The sequence below is a fragment of the Oceanobacillus arenosus genome, from assembly GCF_003369575.1.
Lineage (GTDB): Bacteria > Bacillota > Bacilli > Bacillales > Amphibacillaceae > Oceanobacillus > Oceanobacillus arenosus.
The window spans coordinates 38,420-54,775 of record NZ_PIOC01000011.1; the positions used below are offsets into that span (position 1 = coordinate 38,420).

The 16,356-nt window shown below is 39.7% G+C and carries 14 protein-coding genes; all 14 read left to right on the forward strand.

The window, feature by feature from the left end; genetic code table 11:
* The first annotated feature begins 23 nt into the window (after positions 1 to 23).
* Positions 24 to 920 (forward strand): methylisocitrate lyase, encoded by an 897-nt coding sequence (gene prpB / locus CWR48_RS06880; protein ID WP_115772506.1) that lies wholly within the window; start codon positions 24 to 26, stop codon positions 918 to 920.
* A 400-nt stretch (positions 921 to 1,320) separates the two neighbouring features.
* Complete coding sequence (locus CWR48_RS06885; RefSeq protein ID WP_115772507.1) at positions 1,321 to 2,289, forward strand: NAD(P)H-dependent flavin oxidoreductase; 969 nt, start codon at positions 1,321 to 1,323, stop codon at positions 2,287 to 2,289.
* A gap of 54 nt (positions 2,290 to 2,343) precedes the next feature.
* Entirely contained in the window at positions 2,344 to 3,120 is a 777-nt protein-coding gene (locus CWR48_RS06890) for an enoyl-CoA hydratase/isomerase family protein (RefSeq protein ID WP_115772508.1), read from the forward strand.
* Positions 3,121 to 3,291: 171 nt separating this feature from the next.
* Positions 3,292 to 4,656, forward strand: coding sequence for a sigma-54 interaction domain-containing protein (locus tag CWR48_RS06895; protein WP_115772509.1), 1,365 nt, complete (start codon positions 3,292 to 3,294; stop codon positions 4,654 to 4,656).
* A gap of 304 nt (positions 4,657 to 4,960) precedes the next feature.
* The gene (locus tag CWR48_RS06900; protein ID WP_115772510.1) at positions 4,961 to 5,656 is read left to right on the forward strand and encodes a CoA transferase subunit A; all 696 of its coding nucleotides are present in this window, start codon (positions 4,961 to 4,963) and stop codon (positions 5,654 to 5,656) included.
* Positions 5,657 to 5,679: 23 nt separating this feature from the next.
* A complete protein-coding gene (locus tag CWR48_RS06905) occupies positions 5,680 to 6,360 on the forward strand; it encodes a CoA transferase subunit B (protein ID WP_281270253.1) in 681 nt (226 codons plus the stop codon).
* Positions 6,361 to 6,379: 19 nt separating this feature from the next.
* Entirely contained in the window at positions 6,380 to 7,156 is a 777-nt protein-coding gene (locus tag CWR48_RS06910; protein WP_115772511.1) for a 3-hydroxybutyrate dehydrogenase, read from the forward strand.
* A gap of 104 nt (positions 7,157 to 7,260) precedes the next feature.
* Entirely contained in the window at positions 7,261 to 8,544 is a 1,284-nt protein-coding gene (locus CWR48_RS06915; RefSeq protein WP_115772512.1) for a GntP family permease, read from the forward strand.
* Between the two features lie 313 nt (positions 8,545 to 8,857).
* Positions 8,858 to 10,609 carry a pyrroloquinoline quinone-dependent dehydrogenase gene (locus CWR48_RS06920; protein WP_115772513.1) on the forward strand — a complete coding sequence of 584 codons (1,752 nt, stop codon included), beginning with the start codon at positions 8,858 to 8,860 and terminating at the stop codon, positions 10,607 to 10,609.
* Between the two features lie 87 nt (positions 10,610 to 10,696).
* On the forward strand, positions 10,697 to 11,863 hold the full coding sequence (locus CWR48_RS06925; RefSeq protein ID WP_115772514.1) for a peptidase associated/transthyretin-like domain-containing protein: 1,167 nt from the start codon (positions 10,697 to 10,699) through the stop codon (positions 11,861 to 11,863).
* A 44-nt stretch (positions 11,864 to 11,907) separates the two neighbouring features.
* On the forward strand, positions 11,908 to 12,285 hold the full coding sequence (locus tag CWR48_RS06930; RefSeq protein ID WP_115772515.1) for a cupredoxin domain-containing protein: 378 nt from the start codon (positions 11,908 to 11,910) through the stop codon (positions 12,283 to 12,285).
* Between the two features lie 542 nt (positions 12,286 to 12,827).
* On the forward strand, positions 12,828 to 15,134 hold the full coding sequence (locus tag CWR48_RS06935; protein WP_115772516.1) for an outer membrane protein assembly factor BamB family protein: 2,307 nt from the start codon (positions 12,828 to 12,830) through the stop codon (positions 15,132 to 15,134).
* A 127-nt stretch (positions 15,135 to 15,261) separates the two neighbouring features.
* Positions 15,262 to 15,702, forward strand: a complete 441-nt coding sequence (locus CWR48_RS06940) for a hypothetical protein (RefSeq protein WP_115772517.1) — start codon at positions 15,262 to 15,264, stop codon at positions 15,700 to 15,702.
* Between the two features lie 172 nt (positions 15,703 to 15,874).
* Positions 15,875 to 16,174, forward strand: a complete 300-nt coding sequence (locus CWR48_RS06945) for an iron-sulfur cluster assembly accessory protein (RefSeq protein WP_115772518.1) — start codon at positions 15,875 to 15,877, stop codon at positions 16,172 to 16,174.
* Positions 16,175 to 16,356 lie beyond the last annotated feature (182 nt).

Here is a 16,356-nt window from a genome sequence, read left to right on the forward strand (position 1 = left end):
AGATAGAAGGAGCTGGATATGAAATGGCATGGATTGTTGATAAACCGTTAACACAAGTCGAATTGGCAGCGCAATTCACTGCACTGATTCAGGATACAAAAATTTTACAAATTCCTGGTGCCCATGATGCAATGGCAGCACTAATCGCAAAGGAATCTGGATTCTCGGTACTTTACTTATCAGGGGCTGCTTATACAGCAAGTCGAGGATTACCAGATCTTGGAATTGTCACCTCAACAGAAGTAGCAGAACGAGCGAGGGACCTTATCAGGGCGACAAACCTGCCTTTACTTGTCGATATTGATACTGGATTCGGTGGGGTACTCAATGCTGCACGTACGGCGAGGGAAATGGTCGAAGCGAATGTCGCTGCTGTACAAATCGAGGACCAACAGCTTCCAAAAAAATGTGGTCATTTAAATGGGAAAAACCTTGTAACAACGGAAGAGATGGTACAAAAGATTAAAGCAATTAAAGAAGTAGCACCAACGTTGGTTGTCGTAGCACGAACAGATGCTAGGGCAGTGGAAGGGATAGAAGCGGCCGTTGCGAGGGCAGAAGCCTATATTCTAGCTGGAGCGGATGCGATTTTTCCGGAAGCACTGCAAACGGAGGAAGAATTTCGGTTATTTGCTGAAAAAATAGATGTTCCGCTACTTGCGAATATGACAGAGTTTGGCAAGACACCGTTTATCACTGCGGAAGCATTTGAAGAGATGGGTTTTCGCATGGTAATTTATCCTGTTACCTCTTTAAGAGTTGCTGCAAAAGCATATGAACGGGTTTTCCAACGAATTAAAGAACGAGGCTCACAAGAAGAAGCCGTTCCTGATATGCAAACGAGGAAAGAGTTGTATAAGACGATAAGTTATGATGATTTTGAGGAATTGGATAGCAGTATTGCGAAGACGGTGTTGTAATTATTTACTAATGAAGGAATCAGTGGGTGGACTGCTGATTCTTTTAACATTTCTAATGATTTGTTGGTATTTATATAACTAAGTTAGGAGCAAAGTTGATTTCCGCTGCGGGCAGTCGCTTTCCGCGGGAAGAAGAGCCTAGGTGAGACAACGAAGCGCGATAGCGCGAGTTGGCTCACCAGCTCCCCGCGGAAAGCGTAGTGTATTTCTGGAGCGACTGGCCGAAGAGCCCTTAGCGCATTTAACTAATCCGCACTTTATATCAATATCTAATTACATCCTATCATATAAGCGTACCTAAAGTTGTCACTCTTAGGCTTTGTGATAGAAGAGTTTTCTAATCAACCAGCAATCTAAAAACCTACCTTATAAATAGTTCGACGAAAAGGAGCTTATTCCAATGGAAAATTCAATAGCTAAACGGCTGAAGCAGCAAATGAAAATTCCAGTTATCATGGCACCGATGTTTTTAATATCCAATCCGGAAATGGTAATCCGTGCATGTGAGGCGGGGATTATCGGGACTTTTCCTGCACTTAATGCACGAAGCACGGAGATTCTTGATCAGTGGATGTTAGGAATAAACGATGAGTTAAAAAAGCTAAAGGCAGAAAAATCGGAGAAAAAAATAGCGCCATGGGGAATCAATTTTATCAGTCATAAATCCAATAAACGTTTTGCGCATGATCTCCAATTAATTGAAAAGCATCAGCCGCCGATTGTTATCACATCACTAGGCGACCCGAGTCCAGTGGTAGACATCGTCCATCAATATAAGGGACTTGTTTTTTCTGATGTGACCACAATTAGATTTGCCAAAAAGGCGTTAGAAAAGGGCAGTGATGGACTTATTCTTGTTGCAAATGGAGCGGGTGGCCATGGTGGAACTCTAAATCCGATTGCCTTTGTCCATGAAGTGAGGGAGTTTTTTGCTGGGCCTGTTATATTGGGTGGAGGCATGTCGAAGGGAGAGGACATTCTTGCAGCCGAAATACTTGGTGCAGATTTTGCATATATTGGAACACATTTCATTGTTGCCGAGGAGAGTGATGCTACAAAGCAATATAAGGTAATGACGACTACTTCAACAATTGAAGATATCATTTATACCCCAGCATTTAGTGGAATTCCCGCAAATTACTTGATTCCTAGTATTGTAAATTCTGGACTAGATCCTAGTACCCTACCTGAAAAAGGGAAAATTGATTTAGCCGAATTAGAAAATCCAGATCTCCATGCCTGGAAGGATATTTTAGGTGCAGGTCAGGGTGTTGGCGGAAATAAGAAGATTCAATCCGTTGCTAATTTAACAAGTGAGCTAATAGAACATTATGAAGATGCAAAGCAAAAGATCGTTCATAATTATTAAGCATAAACCAAGCGGTAAATATTTCGGTGGAATATGAATAGATGAGGTGTTGATATGTCTCAATTGGTAAATGTAAGAATAGAAAACAAAATTGCCTATTTAGCCATGAACAGACCGGAAAAACGAAATGCATTATCGGTCGGGATGGCAAATGAACTATTAGAAGCGTTGCTTGCATCAGACCAGAATGAAAAGGTCAACGTAATAATTCTCTCTGGAGAAGGAAATGCTTTCTCTGCGGGTGGCGATCTAGAAACATTAAGTCAATTAAACGATTCACACGAAATCATGAAGTATATGAAACAGGCTATGGACGTAATAGAAACGATAAGGAAGCTTGATAAATACGTCATCAGTGCGGTACATGGATTTGCGGCTGGAGCAGGCTTCAGTATTGCACTTGCAGCTGATTTCATTGTCGCAAGTCCGGAAGCAAGATTTATAAGCAGTTTCACCAATGTAGGTATTATCCCAGATTTAGGCATGATAAAAGCATTAACGGAAAGGCTGCCATCAGGCCTCGTGAAAGAATGGGTTTCTTCTGGAAAGTCGGTATCTGCAAAGGAAGCATATGAAAGAGGACTCGTCAACCGGCTTGTAGAAGGTGATTTATTAACAGAAGCCGCAAACTATGCGCAATTTATTGTCGATGGTCCACCACTTGCAAATCGGTTCGTAAAACAGCTAGTCAATCATGCAGATGAATTAACAAATGAAACGAATCGTTTGCAGGAGACTGCCATACAGACATTGCTACTGCAGACTGGTGACAATAAGGAAGGAATACGAGCTTTCTTTGATAAGAGGAGACCTGTGTTTAAAGGGAAATAGAACAAGGGGTTCATTATTGTTGCACAGTCTCAATAAAAATCAATTCAATTAGGGCCCCTTCCCATCTGAAGGGGATTTTTCTTTCTGCAAACTCGAAAAATCAGAATATTGGCTGCAATTCTACTATATTGCTATAATTATCGAAGCAGATGTAATTCTGGAGGTGAATCAATGCTTCGTCTAATCAGTCCATACCGAAACGAAATACTAGAAACAGTCCTTGAAAATCTCTATTATTGCTTAGTTATTGTCGATGCTGAAGGCCGGATTATTTATTTAAACGATCATTATTGTAACTTCCTCGAAGTTAAAAGAGAGGATGCAATAGGAAAGCACGTTGCCGACGTGATTGAAAATTCAAGGATGCACCTCGTCGCAAGTACAGGGAAGGATGAAATAGCAGATTTACAGTACATACGTGGGAACCATATGATTGCCAATCGAGTTGCAGTGCGTGCAAATGAGAGTGTGGTTGGAGCAGTTGGGATTGTTCTTTTTCGTGATACGAAAGAATGGATGAACATGAATAGTCACATAAAAGAGTTATTATTCGAATTAGAGGATTATCGGAATCAGTTAAATGACCGTTACGGAACTACTTATTCCCTGCATGATATCATTGGGAATTCTCCACAAATAACGGAATTGAAAACGAAAATTAAAAAGATCGCACCGAGTGATGCTTCCGTACTAATCAGAGGGGAGAGTGGCACGGGTAAGGAACTTGTCGCTCATAGTATTCATCATTTAAGTGAACGACATACAAAACCATTTGTATCGATTAATTGTGCCTCAATCCCTGAGCATTTACTTGAGTCAGAGCTATTTGGTTATAAGGAAGGTGCTTTTACAGGGGCAAAAAAGGGTGGAAAGCTAGGAAAATTCCAGCTTGCAGATGGGGGAACATTGTTCTTAGATGAAATCGGTGATATGCCAGTAAATGCGCAGGTGAAAATACTCAGAGCTTTACAGGAAGGAGAAGTGGAAGCAATTGGTGCCGTTCAACCAGAGAAAGTCGATGTTAGAATTATTACGGCAACTAATCAGCCACTAGAGAAACTAATCGAGGAACAGCGGTTTAGAGAGGATCTGTTTTATCGAATAAATGTAATTCAGATGCAGACACCGTCACTTAGGGAAAGACCTGAGGATATTCGAGTATTAGCAAAATACATTCTTCAGAAGATAACAAATGTAACTGGCAAGCGTGTGCTTGATTTTGATACGAAGGTATTGGATTATTTTATGCGCTACACATGGCCGGGCAATATCCGAGAGTTAGAAAATGTTATTGAGTCTGCAGTGCATTTAACAAACACGGAGAAGATACATTTAGAGGACCTTCCTGATCACTTGCAGCTAGATGCAGTAGCGAATGAGAATAGTGGCACATTAAAGGAGATTATTGAGCAAACGGAAAAATTGGCAATAGAACGTACACTGAAAAAAGCAAATGGGGACAAGCAAGCTGCAGCGAAATTATTGGGAATCGGAAAATCAAGCTTATATGATAAAATAAATAAATATGATCTTTGATTTCCACTAACATGGAATTCATTCCGAAATTCCAGAATAAAAGTAATTAGTAGTTTTTGAAAAGGCTTACAATAATTTATTTAAAAAGAATCATACCTATTCTCCAAGAATCTGGAAAGTAGGTATGTTTTATTTTTATCTAGATGAAAGATTCTAAAAAGCCTACCAACTTTAATAGTGCAAGTAAAGGCTGTCATCTCAAGATATAGCGCTAGCTAATAATAACTTATAGATAATATTTAATTGTTTTTTCATAGTTGGCATGATTTTTGCAAGTATATATTTGGAAGGGAGAGAAATTGTGATGAAACAAATTTATACATCATTTCATGAAGTAGTAAAAGACGTTACAGATGGATCGACACTCATGGTCGGTGGCTTCGGACTTGTTGGAATTCCGGAGAATCTTATTTTAGCACTCAGAGATTCTGGGGTAAAACATTTAACGGTAATTTCTAATAATTGTGGTGTGGACGATTGGGGTCTGGGATTATTACTACAGAATAAGCAGATTGATAAAATGATAGGCTCCTATGTTGGTGAAAATAAAGAGTTTGAGCATCAAGTTTTATCAGGTGAGTTAGAAGTTGAGCTTGTTCCACAAGGGACGCTTGCGGAGCGAATTCGTGCAGGTGGAGCAGGTATTCCTGCATTTTATACTCCAGCAGGGGTAGGAACCCCAATTGCAGAGGGAATTGAAGTGCGTACGTTTAATAATAAAGAATATTTGCTGCAAACCGCATTAAAGGCAGATTATAGCCTTGTTCGAGCAGCGGTTGGAGATACACAGGGAAATTTAATTTATAACAAAACAGCGCAAAACTTTAATCCAATCATTGCCGCGGCAGGAAATGTGACGATTGCTGAAGTAGAACGATTGGTTGAACCTGGTGACCTCCATCCAGCCCAAATTCATACACCGGGAATTTATGTACAACGACTAATTGATGGCAAGCAAGAAAAACGAATCGAAAAGCTGACGTTAACACAGCTAGCATAGTACTTAGATGGGGAGGAAACAAAGTGATAAAACAGAAACAGTTTGATAAGACACTTATTAGAGAAAGGATTGCCAAACGAGCAGAGCAAGAAATTGTAAGCGGTTCCTATGTGAATCTAGGAATTGGCATGCCAACGATGGTTGCGAATTATATTCAAACTGGAAAGGAAGTTGTGCTACAGTCGGAGAATGGTTTACTCGGTATTGGTAGATTTCCGTACGAGCAAGAAGTCGATCCTGATTTAATAAATGCTGGAAAAGAAACCGTAACAGCGATAACAGGTGCATCTTATTTCAGTAGTGCGGAGTCATTTGCAATGATCCGTGGAGGTCATATTGATCTCGCAATTCTAGGTGGCATGGAAGTTTCTGAAAAAGGCGATTTAGCGAATTGGATGATACCTGGAAAAATGATTAAGGGAATGGGCGGTGCAATGGATCTCGTCCACGGAGCGAAGAAAATCGTCGTGATTATGGACCATGTAAATAAACAGGGTGAGGCGAAAATCTTAAAAAGCTGCACACTTCCACTAACAGGAAAAAATGTCGTCAATCGGATTATTACCGATCGTGCAGTTATTGATGTGGAGGATAAGGGGCTAGTGCTTGTTGAAGTTGCAGAAGGATTTAGCATAGAAGAAATTATGGAATCGACAGAAGCAGCATTACATGTGAGTGAAAGCATTCAAATAGGTACGTATTAAATAAAGGGGGAAATATAAAGTGGTCAAAGATAAAGTAGTGTTTATAACTGGTGCTGCAAGTGGGATTGGGTATGAGATTGGCGTTTCATTTTTGAAAGATGGTGCGAAGGTAGCTTTCTCGGATATTAATGAAGAGAAGTTGTATGAAGTAACGGAACAATTACAAAATGAAGGTTATGATTGTTTTGGAATCAAATGTGATGTAACAAAGGAAGTAGAATTACAGCAAGCGATTGATACGACTGTTGAAAAATATGGTAGGTTGGATGTTTTATTTAACAATGCGGGATTACAACATGTTGCAGATCTGGAGGATTTTCCAACAGATAAATATGAATTTATGATTAAGGTTATGTTAGTGGCTCCATTTATGGCAACGAAGTATGTGTTTCCAATCATGAAGAAACAAGGATCAGGACGAATCTTAAATATGGCTTCGATTAATGGAGTAATCGGTTTTGCCGGAAAAGCAGCCTACAATAGTGCGAAGCATGGCGTCATTGGCTTAACGAAGGTAGCGGCATTAGAAGGGGCAGAACATGGGATTACGGTTAATGCGCTTTGTCCAGGATATGTTGACACACCGCTTGTCCGTGGTCAATTTGCTGATTTGGCAAAAACCCGAAATGTACCGTTAGAAAGCGTACTTGAGGAAGTACTATATCCATTAGTACCACAAAAACGACTATTAGATGTACAGGAAGTTGCTGATTATGCGTTGTTCTTAGCAAGTGATAAGGCTAAGGGTGTGACTGGTCAAGCAGTCGTGATCGATGGTGGATATACGGCACAGTAATGAAGAAGCAGTATATTTAATGCTTTTCTGACGGAAGTGTCTATGTAAAAAGAGAGAGACACTCGTAAAATCTGATTTATTGTTTCTAAACAAGGAGGGGTTTTATGTTTGGAATTATTCTTGGACTCATTGTTTTAATGGCGCTTGCCTATTTAGGCTGGTCGATTATTTGGGTGGCCCCGATTGCCGCAGGGGTAGTTGCATTAACTGGAGGACTAGATCTATTAGATGCCTATACAAACACGTATATGACTGGGTTTGTCGGCTTTGCTCAAGCATGGTTTCCAGTATTTATGTTGAGTGCAATCTTTGGAAAACTGATGGAAGATAGCGGTATGGCAAAATCGATCGCACTTATGTTATCAAAATTAATGGGGAAGGAACGCGCCGTGTTAGGTGTTTTGCTTTCCTGTGCAGTACTAACCTATGGTGGAATTAGTTTATTTGTAGTTGTTTTTGCAGTATATCCACTTGCATTATCAATGTTTCGTGAAGCAAACATTAGTAGAAAGATATTACCAGCAACCGTTGCATTAGGTGCGTTTACATTTACAATGACGGCAATACCGGGAACTCCGCAAATACAAAATTTGATACCGACGGAGTATTTTGAAACGGATGCAATGGCAGCACCAATTATGGGGATTATTGCAGCAATCATTATGGGTGTAGGTGGATATTTCTATTTAATCTGGCGACAAAAGAAACTGTCAGCTGCTGGCGAAGTGTTTGAGGAACCAAAGGATAAGAAGATTTTTGCTCAGGATGATAATAAACGTAATATCATCCTGTCATTACTTCCACTTGTAACCGTACTTGTTACGCTAAATATATTTAAATGGGATATTGTAATCGCTTTACTTGCAGGGAATATATTAATTCTCCTTCTAAATTTGCATAAATTTAAAGGCTTTGTTAAATCGATAAATGGTGGCGCGACCGGCTCAATAACTGCGATTATTAACACGAGTGCAGCAGTTGGTTTTGGAACGGTTGTTAAAGAAGTGCCGGGATTTTCACAGCTCACTGACTTATTACTTGGAATAAAAGGAAACCCACTTATTTCCGAAGCGGTTGCTGTTAATATTTTGGCGGGTGCAACGGGTTCTGCCTCCGGTGGAATGGGAATTGCCTTAGAAGCACTTGGATCGAAATATTATGAGCTTGCGTTGGATACAGGAATTAGCCCGGAAGCATTTCATCGGGTTGCCTCGCTTGCATCAGGTGGATTAGATTCCCTTCCACATAATGGTGCGGTACTAACGTTACTAACGATAACAGGTATGTCGCATAAAGAAAGCTATAAGGATATCTTTGTTGTTTCGGTATTAATTCCAATTATTTCTGTAATTGTTGCCATTATATTGGCTTCGATGGGTATTTATTAATCTGATGTAGGTCATGAATTATCCCAAATAGTGGACGTAAAATTTATTCGTCCGTTATTTGGGATTTATTATTTCAGCAAGATCCTCACCGAAATCCATCCCAATCTTCATCTACTACTCTAAAATACTGATCACAACAATTCACTTATAATTAATAACCAAAAATATTTCGCATATAATTTAATACACGCTAATAATGAAAAATAACACGAAGGAAAAATACTCTATTTACAGCTAGGGGGGTGATCTATTTTCGTGAGCTTATAAAAAGATTTCCTGCTAATTATTTAAAATAATACAGGGGGTGTCTTTCTTGAAAAACAGAAAAATTATCTGGTGGGTTGGCGGATTTGCGTTACTTGTAATTATTGTAGTTATTGCTTGGCAAATGGCTATTTACAATAATACATCCGTTCAACAGACAGATGAAGTTGAGCAAGCTGAACCAGAAGAGGCTGAAGAACCAGAAAAGCCAGAGGAGTCAAAGGAACCAGAGGAACCTGTAACCGAGGAACCAGAGGATGCTGCTTACGAAAACTGGTCAACATTTGGTTATGATTTAGAATTAACCCGTCATGTTCCGTTTTCCGAAATTACGAAGGATAATGTGAATGATCTAGGATTGGTCTGGTCTCAGAAATTTAAAGAATTAAATGAAAACATTCCAGCTGGAAATCAAAGCTTTCCGATTATCATCGATGGGGTCCTATATGTTACAACCGGGGCAAACTATGTCTTTGCATTTGATGCAGTTACTGGTGAAGAGAAGTGGCGATGGGAACCACCGCAAGATTTAATCGATACGCTAGAGCGTCAAAGTATGCCAATGACTAACCGCGGAGTTGCTGTAGGGGAAGGAAAAGTATTCATGATAACTGGTGATATTGGACTTGTTTCGATCGATCAAGAGACTGGAGAAACGGTTGATCATATCTTATTAAGTGATTACTTTCCAACGCTCACACCTGAAAATGGTTATTATGAAACGACCGCACCAATTTATTACGATGGCAAGATATTCGTAGGCTCCTCTGGTTCAGACAATGGTGTTCGTGGATTTGAAATGGCGTTTAATGGAAGTGATTTAACTCCTGCATGGGATGAACCATTTTGGACTGTACCACCAAAAGGAGAAGAATGGTTGGCTGAAGGATTATTTGGTGGAGGTGGTGCCGTATGGATGCCACCAAGTGTAGATACAGAAACAAATACAATCTACTTTGCAACTGGGAATCCTGCACCTGACTTCTATGGGGAAAAGAGACCTGGAGACAACCCACATACCAATTCAATTATTGCGGTAGAAGCTGACACGGGCAAAATGAAATGGGTTAACCAACAAGTTTCTCATGATCTCTGGGACTATGATAGTGGGGATAGTCCATCCATATTTACTGCAACAATTAATGGGGAAGAGCGCCGGGTAGTTGCGGAAGGTAGCAAAGGTGGAGAATGGTGGGCATGGGATGCTGAAACAGGAGAAACCGTTTATGAAAATATTGCATTCAGTAAAATAGATCATCCAGATCCTACTGAAGAAGGCACTTTAGTATATCCTGGAATTCTAGGCGGTCAGAACTATGCTCCAGACACCTTTGACCCTGAACTTAATTTGGTATTAATTCCAGGAATAGAAGCACCGAGTATCATCAAAGTGGCAGGAAATGAACAAGAAGCAGTAGAAAAGAACGGAAGTGTGTGGGCATTTGGTACATCATATGCTGCACCAGCAGATGATGTGGAAAGTTATGGAACGGTTACAGCGATCGATCTAGAAAATGGTGATATTGCTTATCAAATCAAAACAGATGACGCGATGCGCGGAGGATTAACAAGCACTGCTACAGGAATTACTTTCTTTGGAGAATTAAGCGGAAATGTGCAAGCAATCGATACAGCTACAGGAGAAAACCTGTGGAATTTCCAAACATCAGGCGAAACGATTTCTGCAGCACCATCTATCTTCACGAAAAACGGAAAACAATATATCGCAATTACATCTGCAGGCAGAGATCCACAAATCCATGTCTTCGCATTAGGTGGAGATAAGGCACAAGGCGAATAGTGCAAATGAGTTCGGTTCGTATATCAAAGCGATTTATGAAAAGGCAGAGAAGATTGTTCTCTGCCTTTCATCTGAGGGGGAGAAGGAGTGGTAAAGAAACTTTTATTCATCTTTTTCATGTCGATGTTACTATTATTAGCAGCTTGTAAGGAGACAAGTAATGATCAAATTGAAAATGTGGATAAACAGGAAGTAGGACAAAAAGATAGCAAGGAAGAACAAGGAGAAAAGAGCGTTGTTCAAGATGTTTCCCTATCTTTAGATAAACAAAATTTATCCGTTACTCCTTGGCAATATGATCATTCACAACTGGAAGAAGTGAAAGGGGTATTGACTGCAGATGGAAAACCTGTGAGTGATGCTGAAATTCAAGTGGATGGTAAGCGAGTAATAAAAACAGATGAAACTGGTTCATTTAATTTTATGATTGACCGGAATAATTTAGCGAATAAGATCGTCCAAGTTGTAAATGTTGAGGATGCTAAAATAGGTGAAAGTGAACTTTCTGATGAAACGAAACATGCGTTATTGTCACTAAGTGAAAATATCACCGTTAACTATCCGATAGAAATAAGTAGTGTGAAGCCATCAAAGGAAAAGGAGGATCTTGTAGTTGTGGAAGGTAAGGCAATCCTTGATGAAAATCAAGAATACCCAGCATTTGGAACGAGTAAATATAGTGTACATGGAACCATTGTTGATAGTGAAGGGGATCCAATTGAAGGAGCTACTGTGAATCTACGACGGGATGGTGTGGAAGGATTTACGGTGTCGCCCCCAAGCAATGAATACGGAGAATATCAAATGATGTATTTACCAGAAGACGATGAGGACCACTACTTAAATGTTGTTTATGAAGGGACGACTTACCATCTCCCAGATAATAAAGTATTTCAATTTCCAGAAGATATAAGTGTACAAGTGGATATCCAACTGCCAAATGAGGGGGAAGTTATTACGGATGAACCGCCCTACCTTGTAAGTAAAACAGCCCCTGGAGCGCTTTATACGGGGATAATGATTGGATTACATGTAGATAAGGGTGTTGAATATTCGGTGACGATTCCAAATAGGGATGGTACCTTTATAATGGAGGTTCCAAAATCAGTCTGGGATGAATCACCAACGTTTTATCAAGCAACATTTGAGTCGTTTTTATTAGAAGGAAAAGAATCGGGTGACATGGTTTCTTCTGGATTTTTGCCGGAGCCAAATGAAGATGAACCGACATTGATTATCCCAAGTGAAGGATAAAACAATAAACAATCGATATAAAATTGCATTAGAGGGGGAAGAAAATGAAACATAAGATTTTTGGAACCGTTATCGTATCACTATCCATTATTTTATTGGCAGCATGTGGTGGAAATACAAGTGATACAGATCAGGGAGCAAGTGAAGAAGATGCAAGTAAGGTAGTCGAAGTAACGATTCATGCCACTAATTTTGAATTTGATCAAGATGAAATAAATGTAAATAAAGGTGACACAGTTAAATTAACGCTAGTTAGCGATTCTGGTACACATGGTATCGAAGTGGAAGGATATGACGTATCACTCCAATCAGGCGAAACGATAGAATTTGTTGCGGATGAGGGCGGATCGTTTGAATTTTATTGTAACATTCTTTGTGGTGTAGGCCATGATAATATGGCAGGAAAATTAATTGTAAGCTAGTAATACCGTTATCGAACCGACTCGTGCTCCAACAAGAGATTTACTACTTAGAATAGATAATAGGATTTGAGTGTGGGATTATTGATGTATCCCACCTCTTTTAACGTTTCTTAACACTGAGAGCAATCTGTCCAAGTGTTTTCATACATACGGAAAAATTTAACTGATTTTTACGATGATATTGACAATTCCGATTACCCGATGTAAAATTTTATATAGTTAGTCCTATTTCAATCGACCTATACGATTAGAAAAATTGTAGGCTTAAAAAAGGAGGATGAAATTGAAAACGTTGTCATTATTGAAAATGTAGTAAATTAATATTGAATTAAGATGTTCTACATGTTTCCTGCCACAATATTAATGAAGAACAAATGATATCATCTATTTTCAGACAGTAATACATAAACCTCAGACAAAGAGATGAATAGTATGTTTCCAGTGGGTGGAAACTGCGCGCAAAAGGTTGCTGTTTCAATGATCTAAAGGAATTGAACTTATACTTAAACAAAGCAGCGTACAAATATCAGGGGGGTCTTTCAATGGAGAACAAAAAGATCGTTTGGGCAATTATTGGTATCTTTATTTTATTTGCAGCGGGTGTAGTGGGATGGGCATTATCAACGAACAATAATGCTGAGCCCGCAACCGCAATAGCAAATTCTGAGGAACCAGCAGAAGCAGAGGAAACGAATGTGCCAGAAGAATCAGAGGAGCCTGCGGAGACCGAGGATACGGGAGAGGTAGAAACCATTGAAACCGATGCAATAGTGAAACAGTTAAAACCGTATGAGGCAGAGGTTGCACCTGCATTTACAGCTGCAGAATTGCAAGAGCTGCCAACGAATAATTGGTTAACAAATGGTGGTACACTTAATAATCAACGCTACTCACCGCTCGACCAGATTAATACTTCTAATGTCGGAGACTTAAAAGCAGAATGGGTTGCGAGTATGGGGTCTGGACATGATTTTAAATATTCTGGTGAAGCATCGCCTATTGTCTACGATGGAGTGATGTATGTTATTACAGGGGCGAATGATGTGTTGGCACTAGATGCAATTACAGGAGATACGATTTGGGAATATAGACCACATATTACGGAAAAACTTACAACCGTATGCTGTGGCTGGACAAGTCGCGGGGTTGCTGTCGGTGAAGGGAAGGTATTTGTTGGTTTATTAGATGCTAGACTTGTAGCATTGGATCAAAAAACCGGGGAAGTAATTTGGGAGGAAAAAGTTGCTGAATGGGAAAAGGGCTACACAATTACAAGTGCTCCACTTTACTATGATGGAAAAGTGTATACCGGGATTGCAGGCGGTGAATATGGAATCAGGGGACGTGTAACCGCATTTGATGCTGAAATGGGACGCGAGTTATGGCGTTTTTATACGATTCCTGGTCCTGGAGAAAATGGGCATGATACATGGCCATCAGATAATAAGACATGGATGACTGGCGGAGCACCGGTATGGCAAACACCTGCTGTTGATCCGGAATTGGGATTAATTTACTTTTCAACTGGTAATGCTGCACCTGATGTTGACGGTAGTAATCGGGAAGGCGATAACCTATATGCAGCATCAATTGTAGCGATAGATGCAACTACAGGGGAATATGCTTGGCATTTCCAAGAAGTCCATCATGATATTTGGGATTTAGATGCCCCTAACCCAGTTGTCTTATTTGATGTTGAAATTGATGGAGAAATGCGAAAAGGACTCGGTCAGGCAGGGAAAACTGGCTGGATATATTTCCTCGATCGTACAAATGGAGAACCATTGATTGGAATTGAGGAGAAACCAGTACCACAAGATGAAAGGCAGAAGACCGCTGCAACACAGCCTTATCCAAAAGGTGACTCATTTGTTCCACAAGAAGTTACTGATGAGGATGTAAAAAATGACATTCCAGCAGAATTTGAAGGGAAATTCGGAAAGATATTCGATCCATTTTGGGAAGAACCGTTGACCTTGAAACCTGCTGCATCTGGAGGAGCTAACTGGCCACCTTCAGCATATAATCCTAATACAGAATACTTCTACGTATTGGGAAGTGACCAGTATCAAACGTTTTCAAGACATGAAGATATTGAATATGATCCAGATTCAGTTGAAGAAGGGCATTACTGGATTGGAAGTATTATAGCTCCTGTAATGGATGCTCCAGTTAGGGGGACAATTACAGCGATGGATGTGAAAACAAACACCATTGCATGGCAACAAGAATGGGATGCACAAGCATACAGTGGCGCAATGACAACCAAAGGGAATCTATTATTCGTTGGTCATAATGACGGAAGACTTATCGCATATGATGCCACAACTGGCGAGCAACTATGGGAATTTATGACCGATGCGGGCGTGAATGCCCCACCAATTACGTATGAAATTGATGGAAAACAGTATGTCACGGTTATGGCAGCTGGAAACTCGCTCGCGGGTAGTAAACATGGAGATTCAATTTGGACGTTCTCTTTGGATGGAATATACGAATCTGTTGAAGACGTAGTCAAGGTTAATGCTGAAGATGCTTCAGCAGTTGAAGATTCAGATTCCGAATCATCCACAGAGGGTGAATCCGTTTCATCTGAAGAGGGAAAGACAGCAAATGGGTTAGCAGTCTATGAAAATAACTGTCTAGCTTGTCATGGAACGGAGGGTGCTAACGGACATAATGGGCCTAACCTCCAGAAGAGTGATGTAGCATCCAGTAAGGAAGATGTAATCTCAAGGGTGAAAGCAGGAGGAGAAACAATGCCAGCCTTTGAAGGAACTCTAACCGAAGAAGAAATTAACGATGTAGCATCATATATCAGTGAAATCGTTGCGAAATTAGACGAATAACAGGTAGGGTAGGATACTTTGTATCCTACCCTTTCTTTTTTATCTAGATAAAAAGTTTGAAATGATAGAGAAATAGCTTACAATTAGATTATTCATTTGTAAATACATAAGGAGTTTGAACAATATCATGAAAAAACTGGGGCTATTTTTTGTCATTATTTTCTGTCTGCCATTAAGTGGATGCATGAATTCGGCAACTGCACGAATCGTGGAAGACATGTACATGGCAGCATTAAATGAAGATGTTGACACTGCTTTATCGTATTTTTCCGAAGATTATCTAGCAGATAAACCAATTGATGAACTCATGACGGACTTAACAGCTGATGTGATTAATATGAAAGGAATAGCTTTCATGAACACCATCGAGCTTAATGAACGGAAACTGAATCCAGAACTAATCAAGAAATTGACTGACACTTACGGTGATACATGGCATTTTGTAGTAGCGAAGGTTGATCAAGATCGTATTATGACGTGGGTTGTACAAAAGGGGAATGATCAATATTATATTGTTGGCGGAGAAGAAGTGCATGTCGATAAATATAATGAGGAAGTTTTAAAATAGATTGCATTCTAACGTTTTTGTTTTAAAAACCTATAAATGTGGGAAAGCTCCATTAAGTGGGGTCTTACAACCACTTAATTCGGGATAAACCAACATAAGTGACATGAAGGACTCTTTTGTGCGATAATACATCATATGAATTCTTATTTGTTAGGAAAGGGAGATATAGAAGATGAATTGTAAAATTAATCGTAATGCAGCTAAAGAATTAAATAAAATGCTAGCTACAGAAGAAGCAGAGGGAAAAATGATTCGTGTATACATTGAACATATGCACGGCGATCATGCACATTACGGAATCAAGCTTGATACACCAACTGAATTTGACGAAATTGTTAAAACAGACAAGGATGTAGATGTTTTACTTGATTCGCGTGAAGATTATCTAGATGGTGTTTGGATTCAATATTTTTACGTAGATAATGAAGGTTTTGTAATCACGAATTCATCAAAAGGCGGCCACAATCACTAAGATGTGGCTAATGGAAATCCCTGTTGCTCTGTTGCAACAGGGATTTTTATTTATGTGAAGAAACTAATTTATCAGCAAGATTCGACAAGACTCGGGAAGTGACAGTGCTTAACCCCCTTATAATGGACAATAGGATATAATAAAAATACGTCATATCAGACATTATAGGGGGAATATGGGAT

Excerpts from the sequence above, each read along its gene's own strand:
- prpB (WP_115772506.1), top strand. The coding sequence starts at position 24 with ATGGCATGGATTGTTGATAAACCGTTAACACAAGTCGAATTGGCAGCG.
- CWR48_RS06885 (WP_115772507.1), top strand. The coding sequence starts at position 1,321 with ATGGAAAATTCAATAGCTAAACGGCTGAAGCAGCAAATGAAAATTCCA.
- CWR48_RS06890 (WP_115772508.1), top strand. The coding sequence starts at position 2,344 with ATGTCTCAATTGGTAAATGTAAGAATAGAAAACAAAATTGCCTATTTA.
- CWR48_RS06895 (WP_115772509.1), top strand. The coding sequence starts at position 3,292 with ATGCTTCGTCTAATCAGTCCATACCGAAACGAAATACTAGAAACAGTC.
- CWR48_RS06900 (WP_115772510.1), top strand. The coding sequence starts at position 4,961 with ATGAAACAAATTTATACATCATTTCATGAAGTAGTAAAAGACGTTACA.
- CWR48_RS06915 (WP_115772512.1), top strand. The coding sequence starts at position 7,261 with ATGTTTGGAATTATTCTTGGACTCATTGTTTTAATGGCGCTTGCCTAT.
- CWR48_RS06930 (WP_115772515.1), top strand. The coding sequence starts at position 11,908 with ATGAAACATAAGATTTTTGGAACCGTTATCGTATCACTATCCATTATT.
- CWR48_RS06935 (WP_115772516.1), top strand. The coding sequence starts at position 12,828 with ATGGAGAACAAAAAGATCGTTTGGGCAATTATTGGTATCTTTATTTTA.
- CWR48_RS06940 (WP_115772517.1), top strand. The coding sequence starts at position 15,262 with ATGAAAAAACTGGGGCTATTTTTTGTCATTATTTTCTGTCTGCCATTA.
- CWR48_RS06945 (WP_115772518.1), top strand. The coding sequence starts at position 15,875 with ATGAATTGTAAAATTAATCGTAATGCAGCTAAAGAATTAAATAAAATG.